Origin of the sequence: Helicobacter rappini, from assembly GCF_900198625.1 — a bacterium.
Lineage (GTDB): Bacteria > Campylobacterota > Campylobacteria > Campylobacterales > Helicobacteraceae > Helicobacter_A > Helicobacter_A rappini.
Map to the genome: position 1 here is coordinate 1 of NZ_FZPK01000067.1, position 16864 is coordinate 16864.

The following is a 16864-nucleotide window of genomic DNA, read 5'->3' on the forward strand; positions in this document are numbered from 1 at the left end:
TAGCTTCCTTCTACTTTAGAATCTTTATTGTTGTGTATGGTTTGAGAGAAATTATGTTTAATATATTCATTATAGTCTTTTTGTGCTCTTATATAGATTTCTTCATTATCTTTTAGATTAGAGAGAGTGAGTTCATTGTAGCAACAACTCATCTATTAATCTCTCCAATCCAACGCACAATATTGCCTTTATCATCTATCTCAACTTCTAAATCTTTGTATTTGTTGTAGAATCTTGGAGCTAGGATTTCATTGAAGTATTGTGTGCCTTTGGGGGTGCGGGCTACCCAAATATTATATTGAGACCAATATGTAGGATTATCCCAAGAAATATCATCTAATAAAAGATTATACCCTTGCTCATCGTGTGTTCCTGCTTCATCTAAATCTCTATTAAATTTATTCGCATAAAAGAAATTATCTCTAAAGTATATCCAAGCTTGATATTTGTCTTCCTTCCAATAAGATAAATTTGTAGGATAGTCTATTTTATCTCTATCCTCATAATCGCAATATGAGCCAAAGTCAATATATCCAGCTAGAAAGAGTTGTCCTATGGTATTTATATATTCGCTAATATAAGTGGGTTTGGGTGGATTTGGAGAGAGGACATCGTCTAGGTTGTCTATGCGGTGAGTCCATATCATTATCTCATCACCCTCAATCCTTGAAGCCCAAAAACAACATAATATAGAAAGCTCAAATAATTCTAAAATATCTGCTTTTGTGATATTGGGTATTTGTGAAAATATAAGCAATTTAATATCATAAGAATTAATAAACTTATCATATCCTAATCTCAAAGCAAATTTCTTAAACCATTCATCGTTGTTGTAAAAAAATTTTAACCAATTTTTCTCTTTATCATAAGTTACAAATTTGTATTCCATTTTACATCCCCTTATCAATATGTATTTTAACATTAACTTTTGGGTTTCTGCTATTAATATCAATAGTCTCTCCTCCTGTTTTGGAATCCACTCTATAATTAATGTTTGTCCCATCATCTAGTTGTCTTCTGTAAATTGGTTTTCCGTGTCTTTTGTCTATTTGGGCTTCTAATTCTTTGGCATTCTTAGTTAGCTTCTCCCACAACTCATCTAATTCCTTCTTAGATTTGACAAGATAAATTCTTTCATTAATTTCTCCATTAGATTTTAGTCCTTTAGGCAACCTCCCCACCACCTCCAACACCTCTTCCCTTGTCAAACTCCTACTAAGCTCTGTTACTCCTTTTACCCCTTTAATCGCAGAACCTATACCTCTTAAAGCAGGAATAAACATAGCACTCATATCTTCTAAAGGTGGGTCATCAATTTGTAATGTTGGAGGCAACACTATCTCTATAAACTCATCACTCTCATCTAATGTTTCTATTCTTATAACATTATCAGGGATTGTCGCTTGATAATGCACATCTATTCCCACATCTCTATTTGCTCTCCATAAATAAGCAAAGAATCTTATTTGCTTATTCTCCCATTCTTCTTTGAAAGGAATATTGACTATTTCCCCTTTAATATTTTCTAATTCTTTAAATCTCTTAGAATAAATCAGAGGTTGTGTCTTATTGAGTTGCTTTAATGTTTGCTCTATATCTTCCTCTTTATCAAATACAATATAACCCCATTTTGTTTTATGTTTATGTCTTTGTATAGATTCTTTAAGAAGACTTTGTTCATCACCTTGTATATTTTTCTTGTGAGAATCTTTAAGAACATAATGGGCTTGAAGTGTGATAGATTCTATAAGATGATGTTCTAAAAGTAAAGGTGAATTAAAAGAATCGTGATTGTATTCTTGTGGTATATACTCTATGGCATTAACTTTAATATTGGGCTTTATATTGTCATTAAGAGTGATAGCTTTAGGAATGTTTTTCTCAAAGCTTAATCTTTGCTCTAAAAGTTCTCCTACTTGTTTATCCTTTGGTTGAATAGTCTTAGAAGGAGAGATTTTAATATGAAAATCTTTTTGTTCTTCATCTAATCCACACCTATTCAATACAAAGTATAAATCAGAATTTGTCATATTAGAGCTTACACAAGCATTGTTAAATTCTATAAAGCCATTCTCATCACTTCTAGCCCTATCTACAAAAGAATAAAAGTTAGGAGAATACACATAGATTTCTTTATTGGCTAGGGGCTCATTTTTGTGATTAAAGCATTGAGCTGTAATGTGTATGGGGAGAGCTTCTTTTGGAGTATAGAGAGCAAGAGAAGAGTTTGTAGAATTTGTAGTAGCATGTGTAGGATAAGCAAGGTAATTAGGAAAAGTATGCAAGAGTGTATCTATATCAAGGGCATTAGAGTTTTTGTTTAAGAGAAGTTCTATAAGGGATTGGTAGTCTTTGGATTCTAAAGTAGGATTTGGCACTAATTCATATTCTAAAGGATTAGAATCAAACATAGAAAAGAAAGATTGGAGTTTGGATTGGAGGGAATTGATAAGGGATTCAATAGATTCTATAAGAGGCTTTACTAGGTTTTCGGTGATAGTATTGACAGCCCATTTGCCTGCTTGAGTGTTCATTAAAATACCTGCAGTTAGAGCAGAGATAGCACCAACAATAACAAAGGCAGGAATGGAAGTCATGCCTAATGCTGCAAGGACACCTTCTAATGCTAAACCAATAAGATAATTACCGAACAATTCTATCCCTACACTTACAGCAGTTTTCACCATATCCCTATTATTACTGCCATATCCATAAGTAGCAGATACAGAGATACCCTCTGCTTTAAAAAGATATTTTGCTATTTGATATTTACCTCCAGCAAGTTCTGTTATTTTTTCTGCTCCTTTTTCCACAGCTCCAAATATCCCACTTATTCCAGCCATTAAGGTATCTGTTACATTGCCTTTGTATTGAGAGTAATTTCGTATTGTTTCTAAAGTATCATGAAAATTATCATATTGTGTAGTGATTTCAAAACTATTTTCATTTGTGATTTGTGCAGTTGTGGAATAGTTAGAATCTCGGTAGTGATAAATACCTAATTCTTTTTGTATATCAATGCCCAAACGATTTGCTAGTGAATTTGCAAGACAAGGATCTTTAGGGTAGAGAATCTTTAACTCAGTAATAACTTGTTCTCTTTGTCCTTTATCTAAAAGGCTTTTAAGTTGTTGATATTTCTTTTCAGGATAATTAGGATCAGCATGGGTAACAACAGGTGGTAAAGTTAGAGTAGTGGGATTTTGCATTATATATCCTTATACAATAAATGTTTAAATTTATCTTTAAGTTCTGAATCTGAAATTTCTATCCCTTGAGATTCTAATGCCTCTTTGGTTTTTTGACGCATGAAAGTGATGATTTCTTTCATGTCATGGTAATAAAAATTATTGGTAAAGACCTTACAAAAGATATAGTATTTATAATTTTTATCTCTTAGACGAGAGAAGATCATAAGTTTATAAGTAATATTAATTGAATAAATAATAAAAATATTTTTAGAGGTATCAAAATGTAGAGGTGGTGATAAATAATACACAAAAATACCAACTTCTCCAAACCTAAAGAATCCTTTTTGTATTCTAAACCAATGCCGATACTCAAATCCTATGCCATTATTTGTAACATAGAATCGATTTTTTCTTGCATAAAAAAGACGATAAAAACTTGAAAATACACAAGGGATACCAAGAAGCATTGCAAACATCACCCCATCCATCCTGTCAGCCAATACAAAACCCCTTATGCCTACATATACCAACGCAATTCCAAACATAAACATTATTATATATTGTATAGTATCTTGTATGCCAAGCCTATGCCTTACCTCATACACTATCTCATCACCATGAGAATCTAGCTTTATTTCTTTAGTATTGGTGCCAGTTTTCAAGTCTTTTGATTCTAATTTTTGCTTGTTTGCATTTATATTTTCTTTCTCTTTCATTTAATTATCTCCTTTCTCCATTCCCCAGATTCTTTAGTTCTAGTATTACTATATCTTTTTTGCTCCATTATCCATTAAACCACCTTTTAGTTTTTGTATTTTGCTTTCTTTCTTTTATTCTGCTTTCACTTCCCCACCTTTTACTACAAGCCCATTAGAATCTATTACTACTTCCACTCCACCTGCTTTTAAGATTATTTTATCACCCGAAATCGTTATAGTGGTTTCACCTACTTTAGTATCCTTACTTAATGCTACATTAGTTAGATATTCTCCTCCAACATTAACATATTTAGTATATCGCATAAGTCTTGCATAATTTTTTCTAGGGTTTCTCTTTTTAGACTGCTTGGATTGCCATTAACTTTTATCCTGCTTCTCCAAGTATCAGTTTCCCATATCCAAAAACAGGATAAATCATTGATAGTAAAATCCCAAATACTCACATCAGGACCAAAAAGATAATCTTCATTTACTACCACATTATAATGTTTGTATCGTGCTAGTGCTTTAATACAAAAAGGACAAACATATTCTTCACAATAGAAATCATCTAAATAAAATTCAAAACGCCCCTCTATCTCCCGATAACCGCCCCAATAAGTAACCTTTCTTTTTTCTGTCTGCATTAATTCTCCTTTTTTAAGTTTAAATGGTTTGATAATATATTGCACTATTTGTCGTATCATTTTGGGCTTACCTCCAAGTTTTCATTTACACTGGGTCTTGACCTACTTGAAGCTTCAATAGTATAATTATATATATCCTCCATTTTTGTCAACCCTTTTCTTTTTTTCACGTCTTCTATCCATTCTTCCCAAGTTTTAATCTTTTCTTTATATTCTAGTCTCCCAGCTTCAGCCCTATCCCTCATAACATCTCTTGTATCTTTTTTAGCTTGATTACGAAAATTAAAACAAAATCTTGCCCTTTCTTCAAGTGTCAAGTTTCTATTATTAAGCTCTTTAATTTTTGGTAATTGTGTATTGACATACCATTCTCTTGCGTCTTTATTATTTAAAGATTCTCTAGCTATGCCTTGCATTTCTCTACTTTCTTTTTTCACATACCTATTACCTTGTATTTCTGATATAAATTTTGTGCCTTTTATTACCAGACCTCTGCCAATCGCTGCTCCAAACCCCACAATATACCCACTCACATCAATAAGCCCCTCCTCTTTGTATTGCATTGGAGAATAAATATAGAGTGTGATACCTACTTCATATTTGGGATTTTCTACAAAAGCAAAGAATCTAATTTGTTTGTCTAGCCATTCCTCTTTTAAGTGTATTGTTATCTCTTCACCCACTATCTCATTACCCTCTGAATCTGCAAGGATTCTAAATGTTTCGTGTTCTTTTATGGGAGAGCTTATATTTTCTTTTGTTGTGTGTTGGTATGGACTTGAAGTGATATACCCCCATTTTGTTTGTTTCTTTTGTTCTTGGTAATATTGTTTCTGTTCTTCTTTATTTGGAATAGAATCTTGATTGTAGTAGGCTTTGAGATGGATTTGTATATGTTTTAAAGATTCTGTGGCTTCTTGGTCTGCTATTGTATTTGTATCAAAATTATATGTGCGTGTTGGTAGGCATATTGTATTTGCGTTGTTATGTGGGCAGTTTTCTTGTTGTGGTGTTTTGCTTTCTTTAGATCCTATTTCTCTTAGCTCTGCATAGACATTGCTAACTAAGAGTTTAGTTTGATAGGGGAATTCTAAAGTATGAGGTTTATGGAGGTTTGCTAGTCTAATACAAGGAGCATTGGTTTTAGGTTTGCTTTTATAATGTGGGTGCTCTATCTCTACTCTAAAGGCATGACAATTTTTAAGACTTTCTATGTCATCTAGTATGACTTCGCCATTTGGACTTTTTTCATTATAGAGAATCTTACCACTTTTTCTTTCTATAACCTTTATTTTAGCATTCTCTATAAGATTACAATGGACATCTCTTACTTGTATGTGTATAGGCTTTGTGTTAAAACTTGACATATTATACTTATATCCTTTGTGCTCTATTCCAACTCTATCTTATGTAGTATTATACTTTTTCTTAGTTTTTATTTTTTAATCAATCTTTCTTATTTATCCCTATTCCGTTTTAATCTCCCCACCTTTCACTACTAAACCATTAGAATCTATAACTACTTCTATGCCACCAGCTTTTATTATAACAGAGTCTCCTTTGGTTGTGATAGAAGTATCGCCTACTTGGTGAGTTATTTGATTGCCAGATTCTACACTATAATTTGTTGTTATTTCTACATTAGACAGAGCAGTATAACACTTCATCTTAGATTCCACACTCTCCATATAATGCCTCATCGCCAAAGTATCGCTCCTCATTTTTGCCCTTTAGCACAGCATAGCCTCCCTCGTTTAGCTCAAAATCATAGATTCTAAAATCTAGTTTGACTTTGCCTGTGATTCTACAAGGATAAGTGCAGTATTCAGCTAGTGGAATATGGTTATACTCTTTAGCTTTTTTAAAAAATTTGATAATATTTTCTTTACGAAAATATTGCACGATTTGAGTGTTGCAAGTTTCTCTTACCGCATTGAGATAATATTCCTCTCTTTCCTCGTCTGCCTTACCAAATTTAGCAGCAGGTTGGTCTAATGTTAAGATTGCAATACTTTTAAAATTATCCGCACACAACAAAACAAAGCTTATTAGTAGCAAATATATTGTTTTCATAATTTATTCCTCAAATACTCTAATAAATATACGCCTTCTGCCGAGTTTTTATCTTTATATGCAATTTTGGCGTGTGCATATATATCAGTTTTATCTATATTGAATAACTCAAGCAAAATTACAACAAGCTGTTCTAGGCTTTCCAATTGCTTTGTTGTGGCATTTGGGTATCTTTTTGTTTTTATCGTCATATTTCCCAACTACTTTAATCCCTATACTATCCGAGCTTATAGGGTATCTATTTGGATAGGATTTGGTTTTTTCATAGCCATCACAAGATTGCTTGAGGGTGTAAGTGGTGTTTGAGATTTTATACTTCTTGATTCTATGCAGTAAAAGGCTCATTTGTGATTCCTAAATTATTTGCAATGTTTGCAATATTTCTTAACTATGCGGACTACTTCATCTTGGTATTCTTTGGAGTCATAAATCCAATCAAAGCACATATTAACGCTGCCTTTCTGCTCCATTTTATGTATATCAAAATATCTATCAATATAGGCTTTTAACTCGCCAATGGCTTCATTACTAAAAAATTCTACCATATTATCAATGTGGGCGAAATTCTTTATTTCCTTTGGCAATCCTTTGCTTGTGCAACCTGATTTTACCACTATATCTTCCTTAGATGTATAGCCCAAACAATAAGCTAAAGACCACCTTTTGTAGTATTTGATAGGGTTTTGCTTAAACTCATATTCCGCATTTCTTTGTTGAGTGCTTCTTGATTTCGTGCAACCATATATTTTTTGAGCTTTCATTATTTCTTTCATTTCTTCAAATGAATTTCCAAAAAGAAAATCACAATAAATAACTAATATCATCAATGCAATTATCTTTTTCATATTTAATCCTCAATTTTCCAAAAATATACTTCCTCTACATAATCGCCTCTTGTCAAATAATTTTCATCATCTAAGAATTTTTGCTCACGATTATCCCATAATGTTATATGTCCCCAAGCATCACCCCAACCTTTTACTTTTATTGCTACTATCCCACTCCCGTCAAGCTTAGATAAAGATTCATAGCGGAAGTCTTGATTTGTTTGATTTGTATTTGGTGTAAAAATAATAGGTTTTCCTAAACTATTGTTGAGTTTCAAAAAATCTATCATATCTTTAACTTTTACTAGAATCTTATAAGGCTTAGTGTTTGTCCCAGCATTTGCTATATACGCAGTGCTATCCATACCTTGTAATTTTCTAATAGGTATTTCAGAATCTACAAGAGCCTTACTCATTCTAGCAGCACAAGTGTTAATGTAATTGTATGGGGATTTCATAAATTCAGTATATATAGCTCCTTTGACCTTATAGTATCGTATTTCAGCCTTGATAAAAAGTATCTCTCCATACCCAAAGCGATTAAGACCGCTATTTACCCACTCCCATAGCCTCTTTACACCTATTCTTTGCCTTGATTCTTCCATATCATCTTGACTTATACTGTGTATATCTAAATAAAAATTTTTCAACCTATCCCACCTTGATAACTCTACCTCCACATACACCACTCTTGTTTCTTTGTATGTATGAAGCTCTAGTATTGTTTGCAGGGCTTGTAAATTTTTAGAATCTAATAGTATTTGCTTTTCTTGCAATTGTGGAGTCTCTTTTGTGAGAATAAAGGCTATATCTTTATTGCTCTTTGTATCTTTTATAGAAAGGCTAGATTCTCTAAACTCTAGGGTATAGATTTTCTCACTCTTTAGATTCTGGCTTAAATAATGGGTATCACAAGAGTGTGAGAGGGTGTAAGTGGTGTTGGTGTTTGAGATTTTATACTTTTTGATTCTATGTGGTAAATGGCTCATTTGTGGTTCCCAAGTTATTTGCAATGTTTGCAGTATTTATAAAAAATTTCTTGTATCTTGGTGTGGTATTCTGTGCTATCATATAAATAAAAACACCATCGCACATCATCGTATTTTAGATGTGAATTATGTTCTATCCATTTTGGTTTATCTATATATTTTTTTATCTCATTAAATGCTTCTTGTGCATTGATTATTTTTGGACTGTTTCTGCAATACCCTTCCTCGATTGCCTGAAAAACAAAGTGATGGGAATCGTCTTTTGCTCCCAAACAATATGCCATACCAAGATGTCCAAGAGCCTTGATTTTATATTCTTGAGTCCAACCAAACTCTGGCTTGTAGCAAGGGTATATATCTGATGAGTATGCATATATAGCCCAACTTAAAATAAATAGAACAATCATATATTTTTTCATTACTCCAAACTCCAAAAACATAATTCCCTAACAAAAATAATTTCATCACCGTAATTCAAATAGTTTTGATTATCTAGAAAATGATTTATATTCCATAGGGTTGTATGTCCCCCAGCATCTCCCCATCCATCAATAACCATAGTTACTATACCCTTAATATTTAAAGAACATAGAATATGAAAAAAATCTAAATTATCTTTTCGTATTTTATTAACCCTTTGCTCATTTATAATTTTTCCATAGCTAATCAGTGTAGTATAAGGTTCTTTTCTGTGATCATAAAATATTTTATAAAAATCCCTATTGTTTGTTTGTGAATAAGGTTTTAATTGTTTCCAATTCTCCAATAAAAGTCCTTTTATACCAGAAACACCCGTATAGTATAAGTATTGATCCTTTCCTTGCCATTTTGTTCCGCTAACCAAAATTGCATTATTTATAATCATGCCACCATAATTTAAAGCATAGCTTACTCGTGTAGCACAAGCATTATCATATGTGTTGACCATTTCCCCTCTTTCTTTTCTCTTTTTGGCTTCTATTCTAGCCTCATTGAGTTTTCCACCAATATAACTAAATACCTCTTCTGCATTACCCACCTTAAGTATTTCATCATACGCTCTTTTTACACTCTCAAAGCTTGGTCTCTTGGCTTTTTCCACCTCTACATACACCACTCTTGTTTCTTTGTATGTATGAAGCTCTAGTATTGTTTGCAGGGCTTGTAAATCTTTAGAATCTAATAGTATTTGCTTTTCTTGCAATTGTGGAGTCTCTTTTGTGAGAATAAAGGCTATATCTTTATTATTCTTTGTATCTTTTATAGAAAGGCTAGATTCTCTAAACTCTAAAGTATAGCTTATTTCACTCTTTCGATTCTGGCTTAAATAATGGGTATCACAAGAGTGTGAGAGGGTGTAGGTAGCATTAGTATGAGCGTAGAGGATAGTAAGGGTTTTATTTGTGAGTTTTAGTATGGGATACTGACTTATAGTAAGTATTGCATGAGGAGTGCCATAGCTTGTAGTATAGGCTGGAGATTTTTTGTATGCAAAAAATGATAAGTTGTTGATTGTCTTTGAGATAATCTGTTATTTCTTTTTGTGTGTTATTTTCTGTGATAGTGTAGGTAAATTTTGCATTTATATCAAAGCTCACCTTAGTATTATAAGTATCTTTAGAAACAAATGTAAAAGACTTAAGGTCTTTTATAGTAATTTTGCTTTTTAGATTCTCATTTCTTTGTTTGATGTAATAGCCCCATTGTATAGCAGACATCTTACCACCTTGTAAGGTTTGGATATGAGAAAGTTTATACAAATTAGATTCCATGGGATTTTTACTCACCAAATGCTTCCTTATAATTTTGTTCCTCTCTTCGCAAAAGACTTGCATTTATATCGTCTTTGTATTTTCTTTGCAAATTTAAACGCATTTTAGAAATATCATCACACCCTTGTGCCATTTTTTCAAGCTCATTTGCCCTTTGTTCATCATAAGGCTCTTCCCCGCCTACATAGATACATTCACAGCTTTTATTGATAAAATCATCAACTTCTTTGTTCTGCGTATAAGGAATTTGCATATATCCATAGCTTGCTTTTACCCCATCCCTCTCTTGCTTAAATCTTTTAAAATTTGCTGTATGAGAGCATATATTTTCATTAAAATATTGATTATAAAGGATAAAATCAATATGTGTTTTATCTTTACTCCAAACAATATCTATTTTTTTGTAATTACTATACTTGGCACTTGGTGATAAAACAAGGCTAAAATTTTCCTTTTTTACTAAAATGTTTGGATTGCGTTTAAGAATCTCTTTAAAAAAAGGATAACTTGTAAAAGTAGTATTATCCATAAGTGAATCATTTATCGCTTCAGCAATATTTATGCCTTTATAAAACACAAAACCATCACCTTTACTTGTAGCACTGCAATCATTTAGCAAACAACCATATTGAGATAAAACACTTATAATAAAGTCATTTTCCTTATATTTTTTGCGTAAAGCAACAAACTCTTTATCGATTTCTTTTTGTTTTAAATCTCGTTTTTGGCTATATTCTATGCTTTCTTTTTCACTCATTGTTTTTGCGGAGTTTATTTCATCGGCTTTAATAAATGCTTCCCTAGATTCTATAAAGCTTTTTATATCATTTGGCAGGTTAGTATTTTTATCATTTTGCGTATTTTTACTACCCATATTTTCGCTACCATAGACTACAAGAAATAAAGTCAAAAATAAATACATCGCTTTTCGCATAATATTACAAACTCCTTAATCAGTTTCCCTCTAAAGACCAATGCGGAGGGTCTTTCTCTAAAGTTCTTTTGACTCCATAAGTCTCACCAACTTTTCTTAACTCTAGGTTTGTTGCTCCATTTTTAGGAGTATCAATAGTGTGTTCTTTTCCTGCTTTATCTTTAATTGTAAAAGATGATTGCCAAGTAATTGTAATATCAATGGCATTTCCTCTAACGTGATGTGAAGTTAAGGAGGCTGGATATGCTATACCGTAAGCCCTAACCATCTCCAATGCTTTTGCTCTTGAAATTTTCTCTGAATACTTGCCACTAGAATCTGTATGTATCCAATTAATTGGAATATTTTCTTTTTGTGTTTCTATTTGGGCTTGTTGGGGAGAAATTTTGTTGTGTGCGACTTTATGGCAATAATGCATCAAAACCGCTCTTTTATATGGTCTGCGTGTTGAGCTAATATGATATGTTATCTTTGCTTTAGGAGTTTTCTTTTTTGCTTCGTCAATAGCTTTTAAAAAATCTTTAACATTTTCTTTAAATGGGGAAGATAAATCCTCTATGGAGGCTTTATCTTTATACTCTTTTACCCATTCTTTACCACTTAGGCGAAGGTTATTTATCTCCACATACACTTTCACTTCTTGATAGATTTGTTGGCTTGTGAGTTGGAGAGTATTTTTTAGATTCTCAAAGTCTTTGCTTTCTTTAAGGTAGATAGAATCTGTATTATCTTGTTGTGTATTATTTGATGAATCTTGAGGAGATTGTGTGTTATTTGGATTATTTTTATGAATCTTATAAAGCTTACTATTTAATCTAAGGGCTAGATAATCATTTTGTATATTATAACCTAGCTTATATTGTGTATTTTCTGTATAATCTTTTAGCAAATGAGAGAGTATTGTATTGTCTATATGGAATATCTCTTTTATATCATTATGCCATAGAGTGAGGGTATTATAGCCTATTTCTATTATTGGTAATGTGCTTATAGTAAGTATTGTATGTGTTGTGTTATTACCTGCATTATACGCAGGATTGTTTTTATAGGCAAAGATAATAAGCTGATGTTTTTCTTTAAGATAGTCCTCTACTTCTTTTTGTGAGTTATTCTCTGTGATAGTGTAGCTGAATTTTGTATTGAGGTTAAGGCTTACTTTAGTATTATAAGTATCTTTAGAAACAAATGTAAAAGACTTAAGGTCTTTTATGGAAACTTTAGCTTTTAGATTCTCATTACTTTGCTTGATATAATAGCCCCATTGTATGTCTTTTTTGAGGGCTTTTCCGCTTGTGAGATGTGCCTCTATATTGACTAGGTTTTGGTTTTCTTGTGGTTTGGCTTGAGAATTATGCGTATCGTTTGTGTTAGATTGCTGTGTAGTTTCATTTGGTTTTTCTACTTGTGCTGTATAAATATCTCTTTGCTCCTTTTGGTCTGAATCTGCCTTATCTATTTCTTTGTAGATTCTGATATACTCGATACTTGCTTCATTATCTTTATTAAGCATAAGGCAAAAAGGATTGGTGCTATCTCTATGTGCTATGGCATTACATTTTCCTGTCCCTACGATGACATATTCCTCATCTTCAATCGTAATGGGAAAGGATTTAGCTTTATCTTGTGCTTGTAATTCGCAATCAAAGACGACTTTTCCATTTTCATCTATGGTTTTAGAATTTCCCATAAAGGTAAGTGTTTTCCCTACTACCTTTTTTAATTCTTTGCTAGATATTTGTATATGACATTGGAAGCTGATTGTATTGCTCATAGATATAAATCCTTTTGAATCTTAAAGAGTATTATATCTAGGAAATAATGTGATATTGCTTTTAAAGCTACCTTACTCATTCCTAACCTTTTCTAACTTTAGTGTAGTAATCTTATTTGCTTTAGATTCTACACTTCACTTATTCTCACTCACTTTTAACTTCTCCACCCTTCACTATCAAACCATTAGAATCTATCACGACTTCTACGCCACCTGCTTTTATTATAACAGAGTCTCCTTTGGTTGTGATAGAAGTATCGCCTACTTGGTGAGTTATTTGATTGCTTGTAGTATGTATAATGTCTGATTGTGTATTCATATAGATAGAATCTGATTCTATACTTGTAGAATCTTTAGCTTGAAAAGATAAGGTTTGAGAATGGGTGTATAAGCCTTTTTGTGTAGAGATGTTGCCTTGTGATTGCAGCATTACACCCAGTTTCTTTATCCCTAAAACATGTAAGTCAGCATAAAGGCCACCGCTACACATAAAAACACAATGAATCCAAATTGTAAATGAATAAGCGAGGATGCACCTACTACACCAATAATAACAAGAATAAGCGGGATATGTAGCATTGTGGGTATCGTTTTATCTTTACTCCATGTTATCTCATCTTTACTAAAACCAAAGACATTGCACAACATTTCGTATTTATACTTCACTTTGTGTTTATAAAAAAGTCCAAAAATATAATTAACTTTCCATTGAGATTCTAAGTCCTTTTTCATCGCTTCTTTATCAAAGCTACTCCAATCATCATAAAATATCCAACGACTCATTGTGTGCATACAATAATACGCAATGGTAGGAAAGATAGAATCTAAATTCTTTTTACTAAAGTGTGGATAAATTTGCAAAATCTCATTTGCTATTCTTGTATAGTAAGCTTTTGTCAAATCCTCATTAATTGTGCCATCATCTTTATAAATCAAGGCAGATTCAAGAAAAATATCGCTTAATATACAGGCAATTTGTATTTGGGTTTGTCTATTCATTGAGCTATCCATATAAGCACCTTTTTCACAATCCACACAATAAACACTAATATAAATGCTATACAATAAACAGCATACATATATTTGTCATGTTTTGTGGGGAAGTGTATTGAGCTATCTTGCTTTAATAATTGCTTTTGCTCCTCTAAAGAATGCTGTGTAAAGCCAAACACACAACACGCAATCTTATAATGGTATTTTGTTCTAAATGCTATGTATTTTCTATGAAAATATGATATGTCCTTTATCTTTATAATCCCTTGCATAAACTCCACTTTATCCCAACCCTCCTCCATAGCCCAAACCTCAAGATCATCATAAAAAAGCGGAGTCTTCATACAATATAAAGCTACAATGGGGAATAATCTCTCTAAGTCTTTTTGAATAAAATCGCTCTTTATAGTCTTAATCTCTCTTGCCACTTGTTTATATTTTCGCCTCACTCTAAAAAGTGCAAAGCATTCCTCTTTGCCGACTAAATAGGCATATTCTGGAAAGAATCCATTTTTATAAAATTCTAGATCGTACTCTATATCACCCAATATTTCAGCATAAGAAGTATAATAGTTAAAAATCCTACTTAAAATATAGCAAATTTCTAATTCTTGTTGCGATAGCTTAGTCAAGGTTGTATTCCTTTAATAACGCATTAATTTCATCATCAAACCATTCATTTACGACCGTATGCCCTAAATATCCCCCACCAACCACACCCAAACCACCAAATGTTGGCACACATACAAAAGCATAGGGACCACAAATAAGTCCAGCCCACATTCCCAAACTACCACCCACAAACCCACCTCCAATAGTTGCACTATGTGAAATTATAACTCTAGCCTTATTTTCACTTACATACAAATCATATATCAAATAACCTATGCTAAAAACAATAATTCCCCTAGCAAAATTCTTAACCATTGATATTTTAGCATTGACTTTTTCATTAGATTTCCCAGAAGATTCTATGATTTCTTCAAATACTTTTGTTTGTTCCTGTTTTGTAAGTTGCTCAAAAGGTTTATTGTAACTTAAATCTTTTATTTTTTTTCTCTATCATTTCTTCAAAGGTTTTACCCCTGCTTTTTATTCTCTCTGCACGAACTCTACCCCAAGTAGTGCTTTTAGCACGCATATCATTCATTATTTCATTGCGAAATTTATTGGCATCTTGAGCTAATTGTTTTGCTAAAATCTTGCGTTTATGTATGTCTTGCTCTTTTTCTACTTCTTTCAATAATTGATTAGACATTTCTTTAATGCTTTTGTTATAGTTTTCTCTTACATAGGCATTTTGAAATGCCTCTTTAGCAAACAATGCTACTCCAGCTTCAATGAGATACAATTCATTCCTAAGCTTTTCTATTGCCTCATCTATAGGTATAGCATTCTCATACTCCACCACCAATTTAAGAACACACTTTTCCTCTCTTGTAGCATAGATGTTATTACAAATATGTGTGGCTTTGAGTGTAGCAAGATAGTTAAAAAATGATGTATCTTCTTTAGCTAAATCAATCCCCCCAGCATTGCCATATTTATCTCCTCCGTGTAGATAGAAGTTATCTCTATTGGTAGTAGATTCTATAGTGTTCGTGCAGTCTTTGTTTGTATAGATTTTTGTATTTTTGCCAAATGTATTTTCACTGAAAATAGTCCATCTAGTGTTTATATCATTGATATTTATATAATATATCCCCTCTGGCATTGCCCCTTTATCTTTGTCTTTTTGATAGTCTTTATCTAGGCAGAAATATAGTATTTCATCAGAAAATAAGCCTTTGTCTGTGTATGTTACAAACCTTGTGTAGTTAGATTCTTGTTGCAAACTTTTTGCTTCTTGTGGGTTTAAAGCTTTACCACTAAATGCTACATAATTTTTAAGAATCTTGTCTTTACCTGACATTATAGCCAAATCTTCTCCCTAAACCTTAACTCCAAAGGCTTCTCTCGTCTTCTCATGGAATTTAGAGTGATTGGTCTATCAGCGATTGGATATTCTTGGTAATCTTTATGGATAAGTTTAGCCCTAAAGGATTTTAGGTGTTGTGTAGATTCTATCTCAAAGGAAGCTATACCATTGTCATTAGTTTTGTATTTTTGCCCTAGATTGATATTTTCTAGTTGTATTTCTGCATTGTATATGGGTGTGGTGGCATCACTTTGCAGGGCTTTTATTTTAAATGATATTCTCTCACTCATTGTATATGCTCTTTGTAATAGTTTGGGTATTATTCATTGATTACACTTCCTTTGTATTGTATTTGCATTTGTGTTTAACATTGTAAATGATATTATAATCAAGACTATAGTTATAATCCTTTTTTGTTCTTGTTGCTTATTTTGTATCCCTTGTTCTCATACTCTTTAATATTGTTATTACTTCATTCACTCTTAATTTTCTCTCGCCTCTTTTTTGTGTTAGATAAATTTCCAAATGAGGTATAGATAAAAAAGTAATATCCTCTATGCCTGAATTGTGATACTTTCCTTCACTCCGTTTTAATCTCCCCACCTTTCACTACTAAACCATTAGAATCTATAACTACTTCAACTCCACCTGCTTTAATTATAACGCAATCTCCCTTAGTTATGATTTGGGTATCGCCTACTTGGTGAGTTATTTGATTGCCAGCTGTGGCAGTAAGATGACTTTTGGATTCCATATCGGTATTATCAGCTATAAAAGAAAGTTCTTTTTGTGTTTCAAACGATGCAGATTCTTTACCAAAGAATAAAATATTATCTATGGCATTAATATTAATATGGGATTGTGTGCTTATATTTATTTCTTTTGTGCTTTGTATATCTAATGTTCCCCCCACCACCTCACTTTTATTTCCTTGTATATTCCTATTTTCATCTTTGGCTATGGTAGTGTTTTGATTAGCTCCAACCTCCACACTCTTATCCCCTCCAACACTCTCACTACTATCTTTAGCTACTCTTAGTTTATTATCTACACCTACATTTAGAGTATGAGA

Annotated in this window: 22 protein-coding genes and 1 pseudogene; all 23 read right to left on the minus strand. The window is 32.3% G+C overall.

What is annotated here, in order from left to right:
• Window positions 1-140 (minus strand): annotated as a pseudogene (locus tag C6H17_RS11150) (bacteriophage T4 gp5 trimerisation domain-containing protein); the annotation flags it as partial.
• 8 nt (window positions 141-148) lie between these two features.
• Window positions 149-889, minus strand: a complete 741-nt coding sequence (locus C6H17_RS11155) for a hypothetical protein (protein ID WP_020996019.1) — start codon at window positions 887-889, stop codon at window positions 149-151.
• A gap of 1 nt (window position 890) precedes the next feature.
• Window positions 891-3209, minus strand: coding sequence for a hypothetical protein (locus C6H17_RS13135; protein ID WP_233714119.1), 2319 nt, complete (start codon window positions 3207-3209; stop codon window positions 891-893).
• A complete protein-coding gene (locus C6H17_RS11170; RefSeq protein WP_005219565.1) occupies window positions 3209-3907 on the minus strand; it encodes a hypothetical protein in 699 nt (232 codons plus the stop codon). The genes C6H17_RS13135 and C6H17_RS11170 overlap by 1 nt, the downstream gene beginning before the upstream one ends.
• Window positions 3908-4021: 114 nt before the next feature.
• Window positions 4022-4213 (minus strand): hypothetical protein, encoded by a 192-nt coding sequence (locus C6H17_RS11175; RefSeq protein WP_005219562.1) that lies wholly within the window; start codon window positions 4211-4213, stop codon window positions 4022-4024.
• Entirely contained in the window at window positions 4171-4536 is a 366-nt protein-coding gene (locus tag C6H17_RS11180) for a hypothetical protein (RefSeq protein ID WP_005219560.1), read from the minus strand. The genes C6H17_RS11175 and C6H17_RS11180 overlap by 43 nt, the downstream gene beginning before the upstream one ends.
• A gap of 56 nt (window positions 4537-4592) precedes the next feature.
• Window positions 4593-5903, minus strand: coding sequence for a hypothetical protein (locus C6H17_RS13140; protein WP_233714120.1), 1311 nt, complete (start codon window positions 5901-5903; stop codon window positions 4593-4595).
• A gap of 99 nt (window positions 5904-6002) precedes the next feature.
• Entirely contained in the window at window positions 6003-6224 is a 222-nt protein-coding gene (locus tag C6H17_RS11195) for a hypothetical protein (RefSeq protein ID WP_020996024.1), read from the minus strand.
• On the minus strand, window positions 6205-6609 hold the full coding sequence (locus C6H17_RS11200; protein WP_005219557.1) for a hypothetical protein: 405 nt from the start codon (window positions 6607-6609) through the stop codon (window positions 6205-6207). Before C6H17_RS11200 ends, C6H17_RS11195 begins: the two co-directional genes overlap by 20 nt.
• A gap of 359 nt (window positions 6610-6968) precedes the next feature.
• On the minus strand, window positions 6969-7454 hold the full coding sequence (locus C6H17_RS11210; RefSeq protein ID WP_005219553.1) for a hypothetical protein: 486 nt from the start codon (window positions 7452-7454) through the stop codon (window positions 6969-6971).
• 2 nt (window positions 7455-7456) lie between these two features.
• Window positions 7457-8425 (minus strand): T6SS effector amidase Tae4 family protein, encoded by a 969-nt coding sequence (locus tag C6H17_RS11215; RefSeq protein WP_005219551.1) that lies wholly within the window; start codon window positions 8423-8425, stop codon window positions 7457-7459.
• 14 nt (window positions 8426-8439) lie between these two features.
• Window positions 8440-8844: a hypothetical protein gene (locus tag C6H17_RS11220; RefSeq protein ID WP_034317476.1), complete on the minus strand. Its 405-nt coding sequence runs from the start codon at window positions 8842-8844 to the stop codon at window positions 8440-8442.
• Window positions 8844-9521: a T6SS effector amidase Tae4 family protein gene (locus C6H17_RS11225; protein WP_233714121.1), complete on the minus strand. Its 678-nt coding sequence runs from the start codon at window positions 9519-9521 to the stop codon at window positions 8844-8846. Before C6H17_RS11225 ends, C6H17_RS11220 begins: the two co-directional genes overlap by 1 nt.
• A 280-nt stretch (window positions 9522-9801) precedes the next feature.
• A complete protein-coding gene (locus C6H17_RS11230) occupies window positions 9802-10191 on the minus strand; it encodes a hypothetical protein (protein ID WP_148374309.1) in 390 nt (129 codons plus the stop codon).
• Window positions 10184-11110, minus strand: coding sequence for a hypothetical protein (locus C6H17_RS11235; protein ID WP_005219546.1), 927 nt, complete (start codon window positions 11108-11110; stop codon window positions 10184-10186). Before C6H17_RS11235 ends, C6H17_RS11230 begins: the two co-directional genes overlap by 8 nt.
• 19 nt (window positions 11111-11129) lie before the next feature.
• Complete coding sequence (locus C6H17_RS11240) at window positions 11130-12881, minus strand: hypothetical protein (RefSeq protein ID WP_020996029.1); 1752 nt, start codon at window positions 12879-12881, stop codon at window positions 11130-11132.
• Between the two features lie 145 nt (window positions 12882-13026).
• Window positions 13027-13311, minus strand: a complete 285-nt coding sequence (locus C6H17_RS11245) for a hypothetical protein (protein ID WP_051355149.1) — start codon at window positions 13309-13311, stop codon at window positions 13027-13029.
• A 20-nt stretch (window positions 13312-13331) separates the two neighbouring features.
• The gene (locus C6H17_RS11250; RefSeq protein ID WP_005219543.1) at window positions 13332-13892 is read right to left on the minus strand and encodes a hypothetical protein; all 561 of its coding nucleotides are present in this window, start codon (window positions 13890-13892) and stop codon (window positions 13332-13334) included.
• On the minus strand, window positions 13877-14506 hold the full coding sequence (locus C6H17_RS11255; RefSeq protein ID WP_005219541.1) for a hypothetical protein: 630 nt from the start codon (window positions 14504-14506) through the stop codon (window positions 13877-13879). The genes C6H17_RS11250 and C6H17_RS11255 overlap by 16 nt, the downstream gene beginning before the upstream one ends.
• Window positions 14499-14801 (minus strand): hypothetical protein, encoded by a 303-nt coding sequence (locus C6H17_RS11260; protein ID WP_051355151.1) that lies wholly within the window; start codon window positions 14799-14801, stop codon window positions 14499-14501. Before C6H17_RS11260 ends, C6H17_RS11255 begins: the two co-directional genes overlap by 8 nt.
• 100 nt (window positions 14802-14901) lie before the next feature.
• A complete protein-coding gene (locus C6H17_RS11265; RefSeq protein ID WP_148374310.1) occupies window positions 14902-15795 on the minus strand; it encodes a hypothetical protein in 894 nt (297 codons plus the stop codon).
• A complete protein-coding gene (locus tag C6H17_RS11270) occupies window positions 15786-16082 on the minus strand; it encodes a hypothetical protein (RefSeq protein WP_005219538.1) in 297 nt (98 codons plus the stop codon). The genes C6H17_RS11265 and C6H17_RS11270 overlap by 10 nt, the downstream gene beginning before the upstream one ends.
• A 290-nt stretch (window positions 16083-16372) precedes the next feature.
• The coding region (locus C6H17_RS13145; protein ID WP_418904714.1) for a bacteriophage T4 gp5 trimerisation domain-containing protein at window positions 16373-16864 on the minus strand (492 nt) is incomplete at its 5' end.

Coding starts and splice junctions, on each gene's coding strand:
- C6H17_RS11155 (WP_020996019.1), bottom strand. CDS start 889: ATGGAATACAAATTTGTAACTTATGATAAAGAGAAAAATTGGTTAAAA.
- C6H17_RS13135 (WP_233714119.1), bottom strand. CDS start 3,209: ATGCAAAATCCCACTACTCTAACTTTACCACCTGTTGTTACCCATGCT.
- C6H17_RS11170 (WP_005219565.1), bottom strand. CDS start 3,907: ATGAAAGAGAAAGAAAATATAAATGCAAACAAGCAAAAATTAGAATCA.
- C6H17_RS11175 (WP_005219562.1), bottom strand. CDS start 4,213: ATGCGATATACTAAATATGTTAATGTTGGAGGAGAATATCTAACTAAT.
- C6H17_RS11180 (WP_005219560.1), bottom strand. CDS start 4,536: ATGCAGACAGAAAAAAGAAAGGTTACTTATTGGGGCGGTTATCGGGAG.
- C6H17_RS13140 (WP_233714120.1), bottom strand. CDS start 5,903: ATGTCAAGTTTTAACACAAAGCCTATACACATACAAGTAAGAGATGTC.
- C6H17_RS11195 (WP_020996024.1), bottom strand. CDS start 6,224: ATGGAGAGTGTGGAATCTAAGATGAAGTGTTATACTGCTCTGTCTAAT.
- C6H17_RS11200 (WP_005219557.1), bottom strand. CDS start 6,609: ATGAAAACAATATATTTGCTACTAATAAGCTTTGTTTTGTTGTGTGCG.
- C6H17_RS11210 (WP_005219553.1), bottom strand. CDS start 7,454: ATGAAAAAGATAATTGCATTGATGATATTAGTTATTTATTGTGATTTT.
- C6H17_RS11215 (WP_005219551.1), bottom strand. CDS start 8,425: ATGAGCCATTTACCACATAGAATCAAAAAGTATAAAATCTCAAACACC.
- C6H17_RS11220 (WP_034317476.1), bottom strand. CDS start 8,844: ATGAAAAAATATATGATTGTTCTATTTATTTTAAGTTGGGCTATATAT.
- C6H17_RS11235 (WP_005219546.1), bottom strand. CDS start 11,110: ATGCGAAAAGCGATGTATTTATTTTTGACTTTATTTCTTGTAGTCTAT.
- C6H17_RS11240 (WP_020996029.1), bottom strand. CDS start 12,881: ATGAGCAATACAATCAGCTTCCAATGTCATATACAAATATCTAGCAAA.
- C6H17_RS11245 (WP_051355149.1), bottom strand. CDS start 13,311: ATGCTGCAATCACAAGGCAACATCTCTACACAAAAAGGCTTATACACC.
- C6H17_RS11250 (WP_005219543.1), bottom strand. CDS start 13,892: ATGGATAGCTCAATGAATAGACAAACCCAAATACAAATTGCCTGTATA.
- C6H17_RS11260 (WP_051355151.1), bottom strand. CDS start 14,801: ATGGTTAAGAATTTTGCTAGGGGAATTATTGTTTTTAGCATAGGTTAT.
- C6H17_RS11270 (WP_005219538.1), bottom strand. CDS start 16,082: ATGAGTGAGAGAATATCATTTAAAATAAAAGCCCTGCAAAGTGATGCC.